This is a genomic window from Ancylobacter moscoviensis (assembly GCF_007559435.1).
Classification (GTDB): Bacteria; Pseudomonadota; Alphaproteobacteria; order Rhizobiales; family Xanthobacteraceae; genus Ancylobacter; species Ancylobacter moscoviensis.
The window spans coordinates 1256280-1272889 of sequence record NZ_VMBP01000001.1; the positions used below are offsets into that span (position 1 = coordinate 1256280).

18 protein-coding genes are annotated in these 16610 nt (G+C 69.0%); all 18 read left to right on the forward strand.

Annotated features, from left to right (window positions below; genetic code table 11):
- Positions 1-234: 234 nt before the first annotated feature.
- Positions 235-864: a DUF1989 domain-containing protein gene (locus tag FO470_RS05825; protein ID WP_144341922.1), complete on the forward strand. Its 630-nt coding sequence runs from the start codon at positions 235-237 to the stop codon at positions 862-864.
- Complete coding sequence (locus tag FO470_RS05830) at positions 864-1670, forward strand: amino acid ABC transporter ATP-binding protein (RefSeq protein ID WP_144341923.1); 807 nt, start codon at positions 864-866, stop codon at positions 1668-1670. The genes FO470_RS05825 and FO470_RS05830 overlap by 1 nt, the downstream gene beginning before the upstream one ends.
- Positions 1667-2338 (forward strand): amino acid ABC transporter permease, encoded by a 672-nt coding sequence (locus FO470_RS05835; RefSeq protein WP_144341924.1) that lies wholly within the window; start codon positions 1667-1669, stop codon positions 2336-2338. The genes FO470_RS05830 and FO470_RS05835 overlap by 4 nt, the downstream gene beginning before the upstream one ends.
- A gap of 13 nt (positions 2339-2351) precedes the next feature.
- Positions 2352-3296 (forward strand): agmatinase, encoded by a 945-nt coding sequence (gene speB, locus FO470_RS05840; protein WP_144341925.1) that lies wholly within the window; start codon positions 2352-2354, stop codon positions 3294-3296.
- 95 nt (positions 3297-3391) lie between these two features.
- Positions 3392-4192, forward strand: a complete 801-nt coding sequence (locus FO470_RS05845; RefSeq protein WP_144341926.1) for a transporter substrate-binding domain-containing protein — start codon at positions 3392-3394, stop codon at positions 4190-4192.
- 80 nt (positions 4193-4272) lie between these two features.
- Positions 4273-4953: a GntR family transcriptional regulator gene (locus tag FO470_RS05850; protein ID WP_144341927.1), complete on the forward strand. Its 681-nt coding sequence runs from the start codon at positions 4273-4275 to the stop codon at positions 4951-4953.
- A gap of 10 nt (positions 4954-4963) precedes the next feature.
- Positions 4964-5899 (forward strand): dihydrodipicolinate synthase family protein, encoded by a 936-nt coding sequence (locus tag FO470_RS05855; protein WP_144341928.1) that lies wholly within the window; start codon positions 4964-4966, stop codon positions 5897-5899.
- A 3-nt stretch (positions 5900-5902) separates the two neighbouring features.
- On the forward strand, positions 5903-6682 hold the full coding sequence (locus FO470_RS05860; RefSeq protein WP_144341929.1) for an SDR family oxidoreductase: 780 nt from the start codon (positions 5903-5905) through the stop codon (positions 6680-6682).
- 24 nt (positions 6683-6706) lie between these two features.
- Entirely contained in the window at positions 6707-7693 is a 987-nt protein-coding gene (locus FO470_RS05865; RefSeq protein ID WP_144341930.1) for a hydroxyacid dehydrogenase, read from the forward strand.
- On the forward strand, positions 7690-8946 hold the full coding sequence (locus FO470_RS05870) for a Zn-dependent hydrolase (protein WP_144341931.1): 1257 nt from the start codon (positions 7690-7692) through the stop codon (positions 8944-8946). The genes FO470_RS05865 and FO470_RS05870 overlap by 4 nt, the downstream gene beginning before the upstream one ends.
- Positions 8947-9155: 209 nt before the next feature.
- On the forward strand, positions 9156-10310 hold the full coding sequence (locus FO470_RS05875; RefSeq protein ID WP_144341932.1) for a transporter substrate-binding domain-containing protein: 1155 nt from the start codon (positions 9156-9158) through the stop codon (positions 10308-10310).
- Between the two features lie 10 nt (positions 10311-10320).
- Positions 10321-10929 (forward strand): ANTAR domain-containing response regulator, encoded by a 609-nt coding sequence (locus tag FO470_RS05880; protein WP_144341933.1) that lies wholly within the window; start codon positions 10321-10323, stop codon positions 10927-10929.
- Positions 10930-11425: 496 nt separating this feature from the next.
- Positions 11426-11890: an urease accessory protein UreE gene (ureE, locus tag FO470_RS05885; protein ID WP_144341934.1), complete on the forward strand. Its 465-nt coding sequence runs from the start codon at positions 11426-11428 to the stop codon at positions 11888-11890.
- On the forward strand, positions 11887-12552 hold the full coding sequence (locus FO470_RS05890; protein ID WP_144341935.1) for an urease accessory protein UreF: 666 nt from the start codon (positions 11887-11889) through the stop codon (positions 12550-12552). Before ureE ends, FO470_RS05890 begins: the two co-directional genes overlap by 4 nt.
- 14 nt (positions 12553-12566) lie before the next feature.
- The gene (locus FO470_RS05895; protein ID WP_144341936.1) at positions 12567-13262 is read left to right on the forward strand and encodes an urease subunit gamma; all 696 of its coding nucleotides are present in this window, start codon (positions 12567-12569) and stop codon (positions 13260-13262) included.
- Positions 13263-13273: 11 nt separating this feature from the next.
- Positions 13274-14986, forward strand: coding sequence for an urease subunit alpha (gene ureC, locus FO470_RS05900; protein WP_144341937.1), 1713 nt, complete (start codon positions 13274-13276; stop codon positions 14984-14986).
- Between the two features lie 5 nt (positions 14987-14991).
- A complete protein-coding gene (ureG, locus tag FO470_RS05905) occupies positions 14992-15639 on the forward strand; it encodes an urease accessory protein UreG (protein WP_144341938.1) in 648 nt (215 codons plus the stop codon).
- On the forward strand, positions 15636-16499 hold the full coding sequence (locus FO470_RS05910; RefSeq protein ID WP_144341939.1) for an urease accessory protein UreD: 864 nt from the start codon (positions 15636-15638) through the stop codon (positions 16497-16499). Before ureG ends, FO470_RS05910 begins: the two co-directional genes overlap by 4 nt.
- Positions 16500-16610: the final 111 nt, after the last annotated feature.

The following is a 16610-nucleotide window of genomic DNA, read 5'->3' on the forward strand; positions in this document are numbered from 1 at the left end:
GGCGTTGCTGGCCGGAATCGCTCCGCGCCCGGTTTCCCGTGCCCCGGCCGGCCAGGGCCGCCTCCAGCGCTTCCGCCGCCATATTCGCCTAGGAATTGAGCAGTCGCTGACTAAAAATGCCGCTTGAATTCCATGGGTATACCAAACAACATCAAGCAGTTAAGTGAAATGTGCCGCCGTGAGCCATTCCTGAAAGTGGCTGCAGGCGGGAAGATCGGGTGCGCGAGAGCAGCGATGGATTACCACCTCGACGAGTCCTTCGTCCTGCCGGCCGGCTTCGGCAAGGCGGTGCGGCTGAAGGCGGGCCAGCGGCTCAAGCTGACCAATCCCCGCGGCACGCAGGCGGTGGATTTCTGGGCCTTCAGCCAGCGGGACATCTTCGAGTTCACCTCGATGGACAATTTCCGCTCCTTCCACAGCACCGTCTATGTCACGAAGGACACGCCGCTGGTCAGCACGCGGCGCCGGCCGCTGGTGTCGATCGTCGAGGACACGTCCTCGGGCCGGCACGACACGCTGCTGTGCGCCTGCAATGCCGACATCTACCGCCAGCTCGGCGTCGAGGGCTATCACCGCTCCTGCGCCGACAACATGCATGAGGGGCTCGGCGAACTCGGCATCACGCTGCCCTTCACGCCGGCGCCGGCCAATTTCTTCATGTGCGTCGATGTCCGCGCGGACGGCTCGCTCGACCGGCTGCTGCCGGCCTCGAAGCCCGGCGCGCATGTGCTGCTGCAGGCCGAGGACGACATCGTCATGGCCTTCTCCTGCTGCCCGCAGGACATCACGCCGATCAATGGCGAGGCGCGCACGCCGCATGACTGCCTGATCGACATCTTCTCGCCCGCGACCGGGCGCGCCTGATGGAGGCCGCCCCGCTCGTCCGCATCCGCGACCTGAAAAAGAGCTTCGGCGCCCATCCGGTGCTGAAGGGCGTGTCGCTCGACGTGCATGCGGGCGAGGTGGTGTCGATCATCGGCGCCTCCGGCTCGGGCAAGAGCACCTTCCTGCGCTGCATCAACGTGCTGGAGATGCCCAGCGGCGGGACGATGGATTTCGAGGGCTTCCACTTCGACTATGAGGAGGGCGCCCGCCGCGCCCCCACCGCCGGGCAGCTGCGCGAGTTGCGCGCCCGCATCGGCATGGTGTTCCAGAGCTACAATCTGTGGCCGCACATGAGCGTGCTGGAAAACGTCATCGAGGCGCCGATCCGCGTGAAGGGCGAGGCGCCCGCCGACGCGGTCGCCAAGGCCGAGGAACTGCTCGCCCGCATCGGCCTCGCCGAGAAGCGCCATGCCTATCCTTCCAGGCTCTCCGGCGGACAGCAGCAGCGCGTCGCCATCGTGCGCGCCCTCGCCATGCAGCCGCGCCTGATGCTGTTCGACGAGGTGACCTCGGCGCTCGATCCCGAACTGGTCGGCGAGGTGCTCTCGCTGATGGCGAGCCTCGCGGGCGAAGGCATGACCATGCTGCTGGTGACGCACGAGATCGGCTTCGCCCGCGAGGTCTCGAACCGGGTGCTGTTCTTCGACCAGGGAGTGATCGCCGAGGACGGTCCGCCGGGCGAGGTGCTGCGCCAGCCGAGGAGCGAGCGGCTGAAGCAGTTCCTGCGCCGCGTGCTGCACGAGGACGCCTACGGCGCCGAGGCCGGCGCGGGAGGCGCGGCATGATCGCGGATCGCATCGCTTCGTGGTGGGAAGGCTTCGCACCCTATGTCCCGGGCTTCGCGCAGGCCAGCTGGCTGGTCATCGTGCTGTCGCTGCTGGCCATCCTGGTGAGCTGGGGCTGCGGGCTGCTGGCGGCGCTGGGCAAGGTCTCGCGCTTCGCCGCGCTCCGGCAGGCGAGCCATTTCTACATCTGGTTCGTTCGCGGCACGCCGACGCTGATCCAGATCTTCATCATCTATTTCGGCCTGCCGCAGCTCGGCCTGCGGCTCTCGCCCTTCGTCGCCGGCGTCGTCGCGCTCGGCATCAATGGCGGGGCCTATGTCGCCGAGATCGTGCGGGCGGGTCTTTCCGCCATTCCGAAGGGCCAGACGGAATCGGCCCAGGCACTCGGCATGGGGCGCTGGCAGATGATGAGCCGCATCATCCTGCCGCAGGTCTTCCGCGTGATCCTGCCGCCCGTGACCAACGAGGCGATCACGATGGTGAAGAACACCTCGCTGCTCTCCACCATCACGGTCGTCGAGCTGACGCTTTATTCACAGACCATCATCGCCACCACCTTCCGCCCCTTTGAATTCTACATCGCGACGGCCCTGATCTACCTGCTGATGACCACGCTCATCTCGCAGGCGGCGGGCCGCCTTGAGCGGCACTACGCCCGCTCCTTGTGAAAGGCCCTTGAAGATGAGCGTCCTGCCTGTCGATTCGCTCGAAACGCCGCGCTTCTGCGGGGTGCCGACCTTCATGCGCCTGCCGCAGGCGACGACGCTCGAGGGGCTGGACGCCGCCATCATCGGCCTGCCGTCGGATTCCGGCGCGCCGTTCCGCACCGGGGCGCGCTTCGCGCCCAACGCGGTACGGGCGATGTCGATCATGCTGCGCCCGATCAACCCGTACCGGAACATCAACGTCTTCGAGCGGCTGGCCTGCGCCGATGCCGGCGACGCGGCGGTGGTGCCGGGCTACGAGATCGAATCGCTGGAGCGGCTGGAGGCGGCCGTGCACGCCGTCGTCGATGCCGGGGTGACGCCGTTCGGCATCGGCGGCGATCATTCGGTGACGCTGGCGGGGCTGCGGGCGGTCGCCGCCAGGCACGGGCCGCTGGCGCTGATCCAGTTCGATTCCCACAGCGATACCTGGGACAAGTATTTCGCCGGCAAGCGCTACAGCGCCGGCACCCCGTTCCGGCGCGCGGTCGAGGAGGGGATCGTCGATCCCGCCCGCTCGATCCAGATCGGCATGCGCGGTTCGCTGTTCAAGGCGGACGATGTGAGCCAGTCGCTGGATCTCGGCTACGAGGTCGTCACCACCGACGACATGTTCGAGATGGGCATCCCGGCGCTTGCCGCCCGCATCGCCGCGCGCACGGCGGGTGCGCCGGCCTATCTCACCTTCGACCTCGACTTCATCGACCCGGCCTTCGCCCCGGCGGTTCAGACGCCCGAGGCCGGCGGCCCCAGCACCCGCGAGGCGCTCGACCTGCTGCGCCGCATCGAGGGGATCAACCTCGTCGGCGCGGATGTGGTGGAGCTCTGCCCGCCCTACGACCAGCCGGCCCAGACCACGGCGCTCGTCGCGGCGACGGTGATGGCCGAACTGCTGGCGCTGCGCGCGGCCATGAAATCCTGAACGGGAGCGCGATGCGCTCTCCTTCACGAGCGGACCGGAGCCGCCGCGGCGGCCCGTTGACGACCAGAGGACAGCAGACGACAGAGGGACAAAACATGCGTCTGAAACTTCTTCCCGTGCTCGCCGCCGCTCTCGTCGGCGGTCTCATCGCCGGTGGCGTCGCCGCGCCGGCAGGTGCGCAGGAACTGGAGCTGATCAAGCCCGGCACGCTGCTCATCGCCACCGAAGGAACCTATCCGCCCTTTTCCATGCGCGCCCCGAACGGCGAACTGGACGGGCTCGAGATCCGTGTCGGCAAGGAGATCGCGCGCCGGCTGAACCTCGCCTACGAGCCGGTCATCATCAAGTGGGAGGCGCTGCTCGTCGGTCTCGCCGCCGACCAGTACGATTTCGCCTCCGATGCGATGGACATCACGGCCGAGCGCCAGAAGCAGGTGATGTTCGCCGATGGCTGGCTGGAGTCGGGCGGGCGCATCGTCACCAAGAAGGATTCGCCGATCAAGACGCCCGCCGACATCAAGGGCAAGACGGTCGGCGTGCTGGTCTCCTCCACCTGGCAGAAGCTGGCCGAGGAGCGCGGCGCCACCGCCAAGGCCTACAAGGCCGAATCGGACGCCATCCAGGATCTGGTGAACGGCAATATCGATGCGGTGATCACCGATTCCATCGCCGCCGCCTATGCCATCGAGGCCTCGAAGCTGCCGCTGGTGCTGGTCGACGAGTATCTCAGCCACGTTCAGAAGGGCTTTCCCTTCAAGAAGGGCAAGCCGAACCTCGTCAAGGCGGTGAACAAGGCGCTGGCGGACATGATCGCCGACGGCACCTATGCCAAGCTCACCACCCCCTTGATCGGCTATTCGCCCGCACCGAAGGACCCGATCAAGACGCAGTTCTGATCCTCCTCCCGTGCCGCGCCCGGCCGACCCCCACATGCGGCCGGGCGCCCCTTCGCAGAGTTTTGGTCGCAGAGTCCCGCATGCCCATTTCCGCCCGCCCCAAGCCCGTCGCCGGCCCGCGCGAGGAGCGCGAGGAGAGCCTCGGCCAGACGGCCTACAACGAACTGCTCGACCGGCTGATCAAGCGGGAGATCGCCGTCGGCTCGGTGCTGCAGGAACGTCGCATCGCCGAGGCGCTCGACATGTCGCGCACCCCGGTGCGCGATGCGCTGAACCGGCTGGAAAGCGAGGGTTTCATCACCCGCCAGCCCGGCGGCGTGCTGGTGGTCAAGGAGTTCTCCACCCGTGAGCTGATCGAGACGCTGCATGTGCGCCAGATCCTCGAAATGGAGGGCGTGCGTCTCGCCGCCGGCCGCATCCCCCTCGCCGAACTCGACGCGGTGGAGGCCGATATCCGTTCACTGCTCGAGGATCCCGACCGTTCCGCCGGAAAGGACTGGGAGGTCGACAGCCGCCTTCACGGCCTGATCGCGAGCCACAGCGGCAACGCGGTGCTGGCCAAGCACATCCAGGACCTGCGCCTGAAGACGCACATGTTCAACATGGACCGCGTGCCCGAGCGCTTCGAGATCGGCCACCGCGAACATCTCGCCATCATCGATGCCCTGCGCCGCGAGGACCGCGAGGCCGCGCGCGCCGGCATCCAGACCCACATCGAAAACGTCAAGCTGAGCATCATCGAAAAGCTCCGCGCCATCTGAGGAGGGCCCCATGGCGGCCGAAAAGATCAACGAACGGACGCGGGGCGTCTACATCATCTCCCCCACGCCCTTCACGGAGACGGGCGAGATCGATTTCGCCAGCACGGATTCGCTGATCGACTTCTACCTGGAGGCCGGCGTTACCGGCATCACCATCCTCGGCGTGCTGGGCGAGGCGCCCAAGCTCGCCCCGACGGAAGCGCGGGCGTTCCTCGAACACGTCATGAAGCGTGTCGATGGCCGCCGGCCGATCGTCGTCGGCGCCAGCAATCCGGGCACCGACAATCTCGTGCGCTTCGCCCGCGAGGCCATGGACCTCGGCGCCGCCGGCCTGATGATCGCGCCCCAGCCGGGGCTGAAGACCGACGACCAGGTCTTCGGCTACTGGGCCGAGGTGCTCACCCGGCTCGGGCCGGACGTGCCGGTCTGCTACCAGGACTATCCGCAGACGACCAACACGGTCTCTTCCGTCGCGGTGCTGCACCGGCTGATCGACGCCTTCCCGAACTTCGTCATGCTGAAGCACGAGGAAGCCTCCGGCCTGCCGAAGATCACGAGAATGCGCGAGCGCTCGGACAAGGGCGAGGGCCGGCGCGTCTCCATCCTCGTCGGCAATGGCGGCCTCTATCTGCCGCAGGAGCTGCGGCGCGGCGTCGACGGCGCGATGACCGGCTTCGCCTATCCCGAGATGCTGGTCGAGGTGTGCGCGAAGTTCCACGCCGGCGACGTCGAGGGGGCCGAGGACCTGTTCGACATCTACCTTCCGATCCTGCGTCACGAGCAGCAGATGGGCTTCGGCCTCGCCGTGCGTAAGGATGTGCTGCGCCGGCGCGGCATCATCGCCTGCTCCAACACCCGCCATCCCGGCCCGAAGCTGACCGCGCGCGACCATCAGGAACTCGACGAGCTGATGGCCCGGCTCGGCGCCAAGCTGCACGGCAGGTGAGCCATGGATCTGGAGATCGGGGGACGCACCGCGCTGGTGCTGGGCGCGAGCCGCGGACTGGGCCTTGCCGTCGCGCAGGCCCTCGCCGCCGAAGGCGCGCGGGTCATTCTTGCCGGACGCAGCGCGAGCACGCTGGAGGCGGCGGCCGCCGGCATCACCGCCGCCGGCGGCGCGGCGGAGATCCTGCCGCTCGACCTGGCGGACCGCGCCGGCGTGCGCGCGGCGCTCGCCGGGCTGGAGACGCGGCCGGTCGACATCCTCGTCAATAATTCCGGCGGCCCGCCGCCCGGTCCGGTTTCCGCCGTCGCGCCGGAAACCTGGAGCGCGCAGTTCGAAACCATGGTGGGCGCCATCTTCCTCATCACCTCGCGGCTCCTGCCCGGCATGCGCGCGCGCGGTTTCGGACGGATCGTCAACATCGTCTCCTCCGGCGTGGCCCAGCCGATCCCCAATCTCGGCATCTCGAACGCGCTGCGTGCCTCCATCGTCGGCTGGGCGAAGACCCTTGCCGCCGAGGTGGCGGCGGAGGGCGTGACCGTGAACTGCGTGCTGCCCGGGCGCATCCACACGCAGCGCGTGGACGAGCTGGACGCCGCCGCCGCCGCGCGCAGCGGGCAGAGTGTCGAGGCCGTCGCGGCCGCCTCGCGCGCCGCCATCCCCGCCGGGCGCTACGGCACGCCACGGGAATTCGCCGACGCGGTCGCCTTCCTCGCCAGCGCGCGGGCCGGCTACGTCACCGGCGCGCAACTGCGTGTCGACGGCGGCGCCATTCGCGGCATCTGACCGATCCACTGCCGGGGGCTGCTCATGGCGTCGCTCTGCCTCATCCTCCAGCGCATCCACGAGGCCGGCCCCGACCTGATGCGGGGCGCCGGCCACGAGGTGCGGCTGGCCGGCTCGCTGGAGCGCGCGGCGCTCCTGGCGGAGATCGCCGGGGCGCGCGCGGTGCTGACCCGCGACGCGCTCGTCGATGCCGCCCTGATGGACGCGGCGCCGGGGCTGCGCGTCATCGGCGTGCACGGCACCGGCGTGGACAATGTGGACCTGGCGGCGGCGACGGCGCGCGGCATCCCGGTCGTCAACACGCCGGGGGCCAATGCGCGCTCGGTCGCCGAACATGCGCTGGCGCTCGTCTTCCACCTCGCCAAGCAGATCGGGCCGGGCGAACGGGCGGTGCGGACGGGCGATGCGAGCTTCAAATACCGCTCCGCGCTGACGGAGCTGGAAGGCGCCACCTTCGGCGTCGTCGGCTTCGGCGCTATCGGACGGGAGACGGCGCGGCTAGCTCGGGCGCTCGGCATGGAGCCGCTGGTCTGGACGCGCCGCGCTCACGATCCCGCCGTCGCCGCCGCCGGCCTCGCGCACGAGCCGGACCTCGGCCGCCTGCTGGCCCGGGCCGATATCGTCTCGCTGCATCTGCCGGGCGGGCCGCAGACCCGCCACCTGATCGGCCGGGCCGAGATCGCCCGGATGAAGCCGACGGCCTTCCTCGTCAACACGGCGCGCGGCGCGGTGATCGACGAGGAGGCGCTGGCCGAGGCGCTGCGCGGGAAGCGGATCGGCGGGGCGGGCCTCGACGTCTTCGCCCAGGAGCCGCTGCCGCTCTCCTCGCCTCTCGTCGGCCACGAAAATGTGGTGCTGACCCCGCATGTCGCGGGATCGACCGAGGCGGCGTTGCGGCGGACGGCGACCGCGCTGGCGCGGCAGGTGGTCGAGGTGCTCGACGGCCGGCGGCCGGACCATCTCGTCAATACGGACGTGGCCCCGCGCCTCTGGCCGGAGGGCGCGTCATGAGCGCGCTGCCGGCCGCCGCGATCGCCCTTGCCGGGCGACTGTTCGAGGAACTGCGTCTCCACACCACGGACGAGCCGGGCATCACCCGCGCGGCCTATGGCGAAGGCGAGGAATTCGCCCATGCCCTCGTCCGGCGGGCCGGGCTGGAACTCGGCCTTCACGAGGCGGTGGACGCGGCCGGCAATCTCTATCTCACCCTGCCGGGCGAGGATCCCGCGCTGCCGGGCTGGATCATCGGTTCGCATATCGACAGCGTGCCGCATGGCGGCAATTTCGACGGCGCCGCCGGCGTGCTGGCGGGCCTCGCGGTCGTCGCCGCGCTGCGCGAGGAAGGGCGCCGGCTCGCGCGCGATCTCACCGTCATGGTGATCCGCGCCGAGGAAAGCACCTGGTTCCCGGTTTCCTATCTCGGCAGCCGCGCGGCGTTCGGCCTCCTGCCGGCGGAGGCGCTGGAGACCCGGCGGGCCGATACCGGCCGGACGCTGCGCGAGCACATGGAGGCGCTCGGCTTCGATGCCGAGGCGGTGGCGCGGGGCGAGGCGCATCTCGATCCGGCCCGCATCCACGGTTTCGTCGAGCTGCATATCGAGCAAGGCCCGGTGCTGGAACGTGAGGACGCCGCGCTGGGGCTCGTCACCGGCATCGCCGGCTCGTTCCGCTACCGCAAGGCTCGCTGCCTCGGCAGCTACGGCCATTCCGGCGCGGTGCCACGCGCCTACCGGCAGGACGCGGTGGTCGCCTTCGCCGATCTCGTCGCCGCGCTGGAAACCACATGGGACGGGCTGGAACGCGAAGGCGCGCGGGCCACCATTACCTTCGGCGAGGTCGGGACCGATCCGGCGCAGCACGCCTTCAGCAAGGTGCCGGGCGAGATCGGCTTCTGCCTCGACGTGCGCGGCGAGAGCCCGGCCGTGCTGGAGCGCATCCATGGCGAGCTGATGGCCCGAGCGGCGGTGATCGAGCAGCGGCGTGGCGTGCACTTCGATTTCGGCGAGAAGACCGGCAGCACGCCCGCGATCCTCGACGCCTCCCTGCGCGCCCGGTTCGCGGCATCCGCCGCGCGCGAGGGCGTGCGTGCCGTGGAGATGCCGAGCGGCGCGGGTCATGACACGTCGGTCTTCGCCAATCGCGGCGTGCCCTCGGTCCTCCTCTTCGTACGCAACCAGAACGGCAGCCACAACCCGCAGGAGGACATGCGCCTCGCCGATTTCGCCGAGGCCGTGCGTGTCATCCGGCGGGCGATCGCCGGCTGATCCCGACGGGCCGAACAAATACTGCGCAGGCCGGGGCGGCGGATATTGCGGGTTCGTTGCCTAGACTATGAGAATTCTTTCCGATCCCGGCGGCATTCCGATGGCAGAGTGATTATTCGCTGGGCGGTGCGCGCATCATTTGATCTGTCAAAAGCCGGCGCGAGCGTTCATGAATCCTCGGGGAAAGTGCGGGCTGGAGGTTCGGCGTTGTGATTGGCGGAGCGTGGCGCGTCGGTCTTTTGTATTCGACGACGGGGGTGACGGCGAATATCGAACAGACCCAGCTGAATGCGGCCCTGCTCGCCATTGAAGAGATCAACGCCGCCGGCGGCGTCCTCGGGCGTCCCGTCGAGCCGCTGCACGTCGATGGCGGCTCCAATCCGCGTCGCTTCCGCGACATCGCCGCCCGCATGCTGGGGCTGGAGGGCGTCCGCCTGCTGTTCGGCTGCTACATGTCGAGCGTGCGCAAGGCGGTGCTACCGCTGATCGACGGCTATCGCGGGGTGCTGTTCTACCCCACCTTCTACGAGGGCTTCGAATATTCGCCGCAGGCCATCTTCACCGGCGCGGTGCCCAACCAGAACGCCTTCCAGCTGGCGAAATACGTGCTGACCAAGCACGGGCAGCGCGTGTTCTTCATCGCCTCGAACTACAGCTACCCCTACGAATCCAACCGCATCATGGCCGACTTCGTCACGCAGGTGCGGGGCAAGGTCGTCGATGAGGTTTACATCGCCCTCAATGCCGGCCCGGAGGAAATCTCCCGCGCCATCAAGCGCATCAGGAAGCACAGCCCGGACGTGATCTTCTCCACCATCGTCGGGCAGGCGACGGCGCCTTTCTACGAGGCCTATCGCGAGGCGGGCCTCGATCCGGCCACCATGCCCATCGCCAGCGTCGCGACGTCGGAAGCTGACATCGCCGAGATGGCGCCGGGCGTCGCTGAGGGGCATATTGCGGCGGCCACCTTCTTCGACACGCTGGCGACCCCCGCCGCGCGGGCCTTCGTGGCGGCCTATCGCGCCCGCTTCGGCGAGAATGCGCCGGTGCCTTCCGCAGCGGAGGCCGCCTATTTCCAGATGCATCTGGCCGCCCGCGCCCTAGCGCGCGCCGGCACGGACGAGCCGCAGCGGATCATCGCCGAGATCAAGGCGATCGAGTTCGACGCGCCGCAGGGGCGGGTGCGGGTCGATGCGGAGAACCATCACACCTATCTGTGGCCGCGCGTGGCGCGGCTCGACGCCAAGGGGCGCTTCCAGATCATCTGGAACCCCGGCGTGCGCGTGAAGCCCGATCCCTATTGCATCGCGCAGAGCCTCGACGACTGGTCGGCGGATTTCGTCGAGCAGGCGGAACCCTTCTGAGGGGGATGCCATGTCGATCCAGATCCTGCGCGACATCAGGGGGCTGCGGGTTCAGGTCATCCACGCCAACGACGTGGAAGGCCAGCAGCTCGTCGATCATCTCAAGCGCATCGGCTGCGTCGTGGAGACCACCTGGCCGCCGCCATCCGCCTATGCGGAGAATGCCGATCTGGTGCTGCTCTCGGTCGACCAGGAGGATCGCGACACGCTGCACAAGCTCACACGCTCGCATTCGGAGCGGGCACCGACGGTCATCGCCATCGTCGGCTACGAGAATCCCTCGACGCTCGCCCTCGTGCTCGAAAGCGGCGCGCTGGCGGTGGTGGAGCGCCCGATCAAGCCGTTCGGCCTGCTGACCCAGATCACGCTGGCGCGCAGCCTCTGGCTGGAGCGCAAGGAGCAGGCCCGCCGCATCCGCAAGCTGGAGCGCAAGGTCACCAGCATGCAGCAGATCCAGAAGGCCAAGGCGATCCTCATGGGCAGCCACGGCATTTCCGAGGACGAGGCCTACCAGTCGATCCGCCGGCAGGCCATGGCGAAGCGGATCTCGATGGAAGAGATGGCGGTCGCCATTATTAATGCGAGCGAGCTCTTGAATTTCCGTCCCGATAGTGTTTAGCTTCGCTCGTCGTACGAAGTAGTGCTTACTTCGTCGGCGGAGCTGGATGGTCGAGGCTGACCGTCCGGAGAGGCGATGTAGCCCGACAAACCCGTATTCGCGGATTTGGCGGGCTTTTTATTTGCGCGGGACAAGGGCGTCCCGCCTTTGTCCCCGACATATGAGGCGCCGCCGTGAGCCGTTGGCTCCGGGAAGGCATTCCGTCGACCCGATTATTGGGTCGATAGGCCCCGCGTCCTCCTGTCGGCCTCACTCTGCCTGACTGCATTACCGCTTTCGCCACTTTTGGCTGCCTGTTCTTGAAAACTCCCGGAAAACGCGCGTCGGCCGGCATGGCCGCGCCACAGGAGACTTGCGCATGCCGTACGGATACGCCGGTACCCCGCGAAACATCGTCGGCATTGCTTTCGTTCACGTTCGGAGCGTGCCGGAGCCCCCGTCTGCGTTCGCCGGAATACACGTCGTCGAGCTTTCCTCGCAGTGAGCTGTGCGTGCCATGCTGATGATCGAACGTGTTCTCGGAAGCCGGCTCGAACCGGCCTTCCATGAGCGGATTCACCGTCTGGAGCACAGCGGCGGGGTGGATGTCGTCACCGTCTCCACCGTCGACATGCCCCGGCGCCGGCTGCGTCTCGTCTCGGCCAGGGGCGAGGACCTCGCCATCGCGCTGCCGCGCGACCAGAAGCTGTTCGACGGCGCCGTGCTGCTGCTCGACGAGGATCGCGCCATCGTCGTGCGTGCCGAGGTGGAGCGCTGGCTGAGCTTCCAACCGCGCTCCATCGCCGAGGGCGTGGAGCTCGGCTACCACGCCGGCAATCTGCACTGGCGCATTCGGTTTGCCGGCGAAAGACTTCTGGTCGCGCTCGAGGGGCCGATCGAGGGCTATTACGCGCGCATCGACGCGCTGCCGGGCGTCGCCTCCATTCCCCGCATCGTGGTGACCGGGGAGATGGCGGCATGATCGAGCGCCTTCTCGCCATCTGGCAGGCCGATACCGCCTTCCCCAGCGGCGGCTTCGCCTTTTCCAACGGGCTGGAGGGGCTCGCCGCCCTGTCCGGTCCGATGGGTGAGGGCGAACTTGAGGGTGTCGCGGCCGCCGCGCTGCGCCATCGCTGGGCGAGCGCGGATCGCGTCGCGCTGGTGCGGGCCTATGGGGCGGAAGACGATCTCGACGCGGTGGAGGCTGTCGACCGCGAGGTCGAGGCGACGACGCTGGCCGAGCCTTTCCGCACCGGCTCGCGCCGCAACGGCGCCGGGCTCGTCGCCGCCCATGCGCGCATCGGCACGCCCGGCGCGGAGGATCTGCTGGCCCGCATCCGGCAGGGCCGGGCGCTCGGCCATCTGCCCGTGGTGCAGGGCGTCGTCTGGCGGGGAGCGGGGCTCGACCTGCCGGGCGCGGTGCTGGCCTCCGGCTATGTCGCGCTCACCGGCTTCGCCACGGCCGCGGTGCGGCTCGGCCTCGTCGGCGCCGTCACCGCGCAGGCCATGCTGCGCCGGCTGCTGCCCGTCCTCGCCGCGCTGGCCGACACGCCCGTTCCCGCCCGCATCGGAAGCTTCTCCCCGCGCCTCGACATCGCCGCTTTGCGCCATGCGCGCGGCGAGGTCCGTCTGTTCTCCAATTGAGTTCCTGAACCACCATGCTGCTGACGCCGACCGAACTCGAACGCCTGACGATCTTTTCGGCCGCGGAGCTCGCCCGCAAGCGCCGCGCGCGCGGCTGCAGGCTCAACCATCCCGAGGCGGTGGCGCTCATTACCGACGAGATCCTGGAAGGCGCGCGCGACGGCCGCTCCGTCGCCGAGCTGATCGGCTACGGCGCGACCATCCTCACCACCACGGACGTCATGCCGGGCGTGGCGGCGATGATCGACATCCTGCAGGTGGAGGGCGTCTTTCCGGACGGCACCAAGCTGGTGACGGTGCACGAACCCATCCGCCCGGCGGAGGGCGCGGCGGAGGAGACCGTACGCCCCGGCGAGAGCCTGCCGCTCGACGGCGAGATCGAGCTGAACGCCGGCCGGCCGAAGGTCACGCTGGAGGCGGTGAACACCGGCGACCGGCCGATCCAGATCGGCTCGCATTTCCACTTCTTCGAGGTCAACCGCGCCATGGCGTTCGACCGCGCGGCCGCCTTCGGCATGCGGCTGGACATTCCCGCCGGCACCGCCATGCGCTTCGAGCCCGGCCAGTCCAAGCCGGTCACGCTCGTCCCCTTCGGCGGCAGGCGTTTCCTCGGCGGCCTCAACGGCCTGTCGGACGGCGACACCACCACGCCGGAAGCCCGCGACGCCGCGCTCGCACGGGCGCGCGCGGCCGGCTTCCGCGGCGCGTGAGGGAGGGAGAGATGGCGATCGTCAGACGTCGCGACTACGCCGCCCTTTACGGACCCACGGTCGGCGACGGGGTGCGCCTCGGCGACACCTCGCTGGTCGCGGTGGTGGAGAAAGATCATGCCGTCTATGGCGACGAATGCCTGCACGGCGGCGGCAAGACGCTGCGCGACGGCATGGGCCTCGCCGCCGGCATCACCAACGCGGAGGGGGCGCTCGACTTCCTGCTCTGCAACGTCACGCTGATCGACGCCGTGCTCGGCGTGGTAAAGGGCGATCTCGGCATCAAGGACGGGTGCATCGTCGGCGTCGGCAAGGCCGGCAATCCCGCGGTGATGGACGGGGTCGATCCGCGCCTCGTCGTCGGCGCCGGCACCACGGTGCGCGATTGCGAGGGCCTGATCGCCACCGCCGGCGGCATCGACGTGCACGTGCATTTCGACAGCGCCGGCCTCGTCGAGCACGCGCTGGCGAGCGGCATCACCACCATGCTGGGCGGCTCGCTCGGGCCGATCACCGTGGGCATCGATTCCGGCGGGCCGTTCAACACCGGCAAGATGCTGCAGGCTTCTGAAGCCTGGCCGATGAATTTCGGCTTCCTCGGGCGCGGCAACAGCCACATTCCCGGCTCGCTGAAGGAGCAGCTGGAAACCGGCTGCCTCGGCCTCAAGATCCATGAGGACTGGGGCGCCATGCCGGCGACCATCGACGCCTGCCTGCGCTCGGCGGACGATCTGGACTATCAGGTCCAGCTCCACACCGACACGCTGAACGAGAGCGGTTTCCTGGAAGACACGCTGGCCGCCATCGGCGGGCGCACCATCCACATGTACCACACGGAGGGCGCGGGCGGCGGCCACGCGCCGGACATCATCCGCGTGGCGGGCGTGGCGCATTGCCTGCCCTCGTCGACGAACCCGACCAACCCCTACACGGTCAACACGTTCGACGAGCACCTCGACATGACGATGACCTGCCATCATCTCAACCCGGCGCTGCCGGAGGATGTGGCCTTCGCGGAAAGCCGCATCCGCGCGCAGACCATTGCCGCCGAGGATATCCTCCACGACATCGGCGCCATCTCGATGCTCGGCTCGGACAGCCAGGGCATGGGCCGCATCCACGAGGTGATCTGCCGGACCTGGCAGCTCGCTTCCAAGATGAAGGACCAGCGCGGCGCCCTGCCGGAGGAGAAGCCGGGCTTCGGCGACAATGAGCGCATCCGGCGTTACATCGCCAAGTACACCATCAACGCGGCGCGGACCTTTGGCATCGCCGAGCATGTCGGCTCGCTGGAGGACGGCAAGATCGCCGACATCGTGGTCTGGCGCCCCGCCTTCTTCGGCATCAAGCCGGAACTCGTCATCAAGGGCGGCTTCATCGCCTGGGGCGCGATGGGCGACAGCGCCGCCTCGCTGATGACCTGCGAGCCGGTTCTGCTGCGCCCGCAATGGGGCGCCTTCGGCCTCGCCGCGCCGGCGCTCTCGGCCTGCTTCGTCCACCCGCTCGCCATCGCCCGCGGGCTCGGCGAGGAACTCGGCCTGTCGAAGCGGCTGCTGCCCGCCAGCGGCACGCGCGGCCTGCGCAAGGCCGACATGCTGCACAACGATGCCTGCCCGAACATCCGCGTCGACCCGCAGACCTTCGACGTGTTCGTCGACGGCGAGCTCGCCACCTGCGAGCCCGCCCATACGCTGCCCCTCGCGCAACGCTACATGCTGCGGTGACACGGATGCTGGAGAGACCACAGGGACAGAAGAGCGGCCGTCTGGCCTCGGCGGCGCGGATCGGCATTGGCGGCCCGGTCGGCTCGGGCAAGACGGCGCTGATCGAGCGGCTGATCCCCGAGCTTCAGGCGCGCGACGTCGATTTCGCCGTCGTGACCAACGATCTGGTGACGCGCGAGGACGCCGAACGCCTGCGCCGTTCCGGCCTCATCGATCCCGAGCGCGTCTCGGCGGTGGAGGCGGGCGCCTGCCCGCACACCGTCATCCGCGAGGACCCCACGCTCAACATGGCGGCAGGCGACGATCTTGAGGTCCGCTTTCCGGGCCTCGAACTGGTGATCTTCGAATCCGGCGGCGACAACCTCGCCTCCACCTTCTCGCTCGATCTCGTCGACTGGTGGATGTTCGTCATCGACGTGGCCGGCGGCGACGACATCCCCCGCAAGAAGGGGCCGGGCGTCCTCAAATGCGATCTGCTGATCGTCAACAAGGTCGATCTCGCGCCGCATGTCGGGGTCGATCTGCCGGGAATGCTGGAAGAGGCGCAGAGGGCGCGGGGCGAGCGCCCGGTGGTCGCCATCAATGCCCGGTCGGGCGAGGGCGTGGACACGGTGGCCGACATGATCTGTCGCGCCGTGCTGTTCCGGCCATGAAGCCCGTGGCCTATTCCGGGGGAGTGGGCCTTCAGGCGGCCGGCCGGCGGCGCGCGGCCGAACTCGTCTTCGCGCGCGGGGGCGGGCGCTCGGCGCTGGTGCGGCAGATCACGCCCTATCCGTTCCACGTCACGCGCCCCTTCGCGCTCGATGTCGAACGGCCGGACCTCGCGACGCTCTATCTGCAATCGGCGTCCGGCGGCCTCTATCGCGACGATGATCTGAGCCTCGAGGTCACACTGAAGCCGGGCGCGCTCGCCCATGTGACGAGCCAGGCCGCCACCGTGGTGCACGACACGGGCGGGCAGCCGGCGCGGCAGCAGATGCGGGTCTCGGTCGGGCCGGGCGCCTTCGCGGCGCTCACGCTCGATCCGCTGATCCTGTTTCCCGGCGCGGAGTTCATCGGGCGGACCGACATCCACCTTGCCGAGGGGGCGCTGGCGATCCTCGCCGACGGCGTTTCCTGGCACGACTTCTCGGGCCTGGGCCGGCCGTTCGGACGGCTGTCGACGGAAACGTGCGTCTTCGATGCCGGCGGCAACCTCCTCCTCGCCGACCGGGGGAGCGTCGACGGCACGGATGTCGTCGGTCCCGCGTCGATCCTCGGGCCGGAGGCGGGGGCTGTCGGCTCGGTGCTGCTGCTCGGCCCACCCGGGCGTCTGCCGAACGTGGCCGCGATCGAGGAGGCGATCGACGGGGCCGGCTGCTTCGGAGCCGCCGGCGCGGCGCCGAACGGCGCGGGCATCGCGGTGCGTCTCATCGCGCCGAATGGCGGGCGGATCGTCCGCGCGGCGGAGGCGCTTTTCACCCTCAGTGTCGGGAGGATGCTCGGCTTCGCGCCCGCTCATCGCCGGAAGTAGCTGCGTCGACGGACGGGCCGTGTCTTCGGCGCCGGAATTGATGACGTGAGACTGATTAAAGAGGCGCCACCCTCTGACATTCAAACTATAAATAAGGAATATAGTCTTATA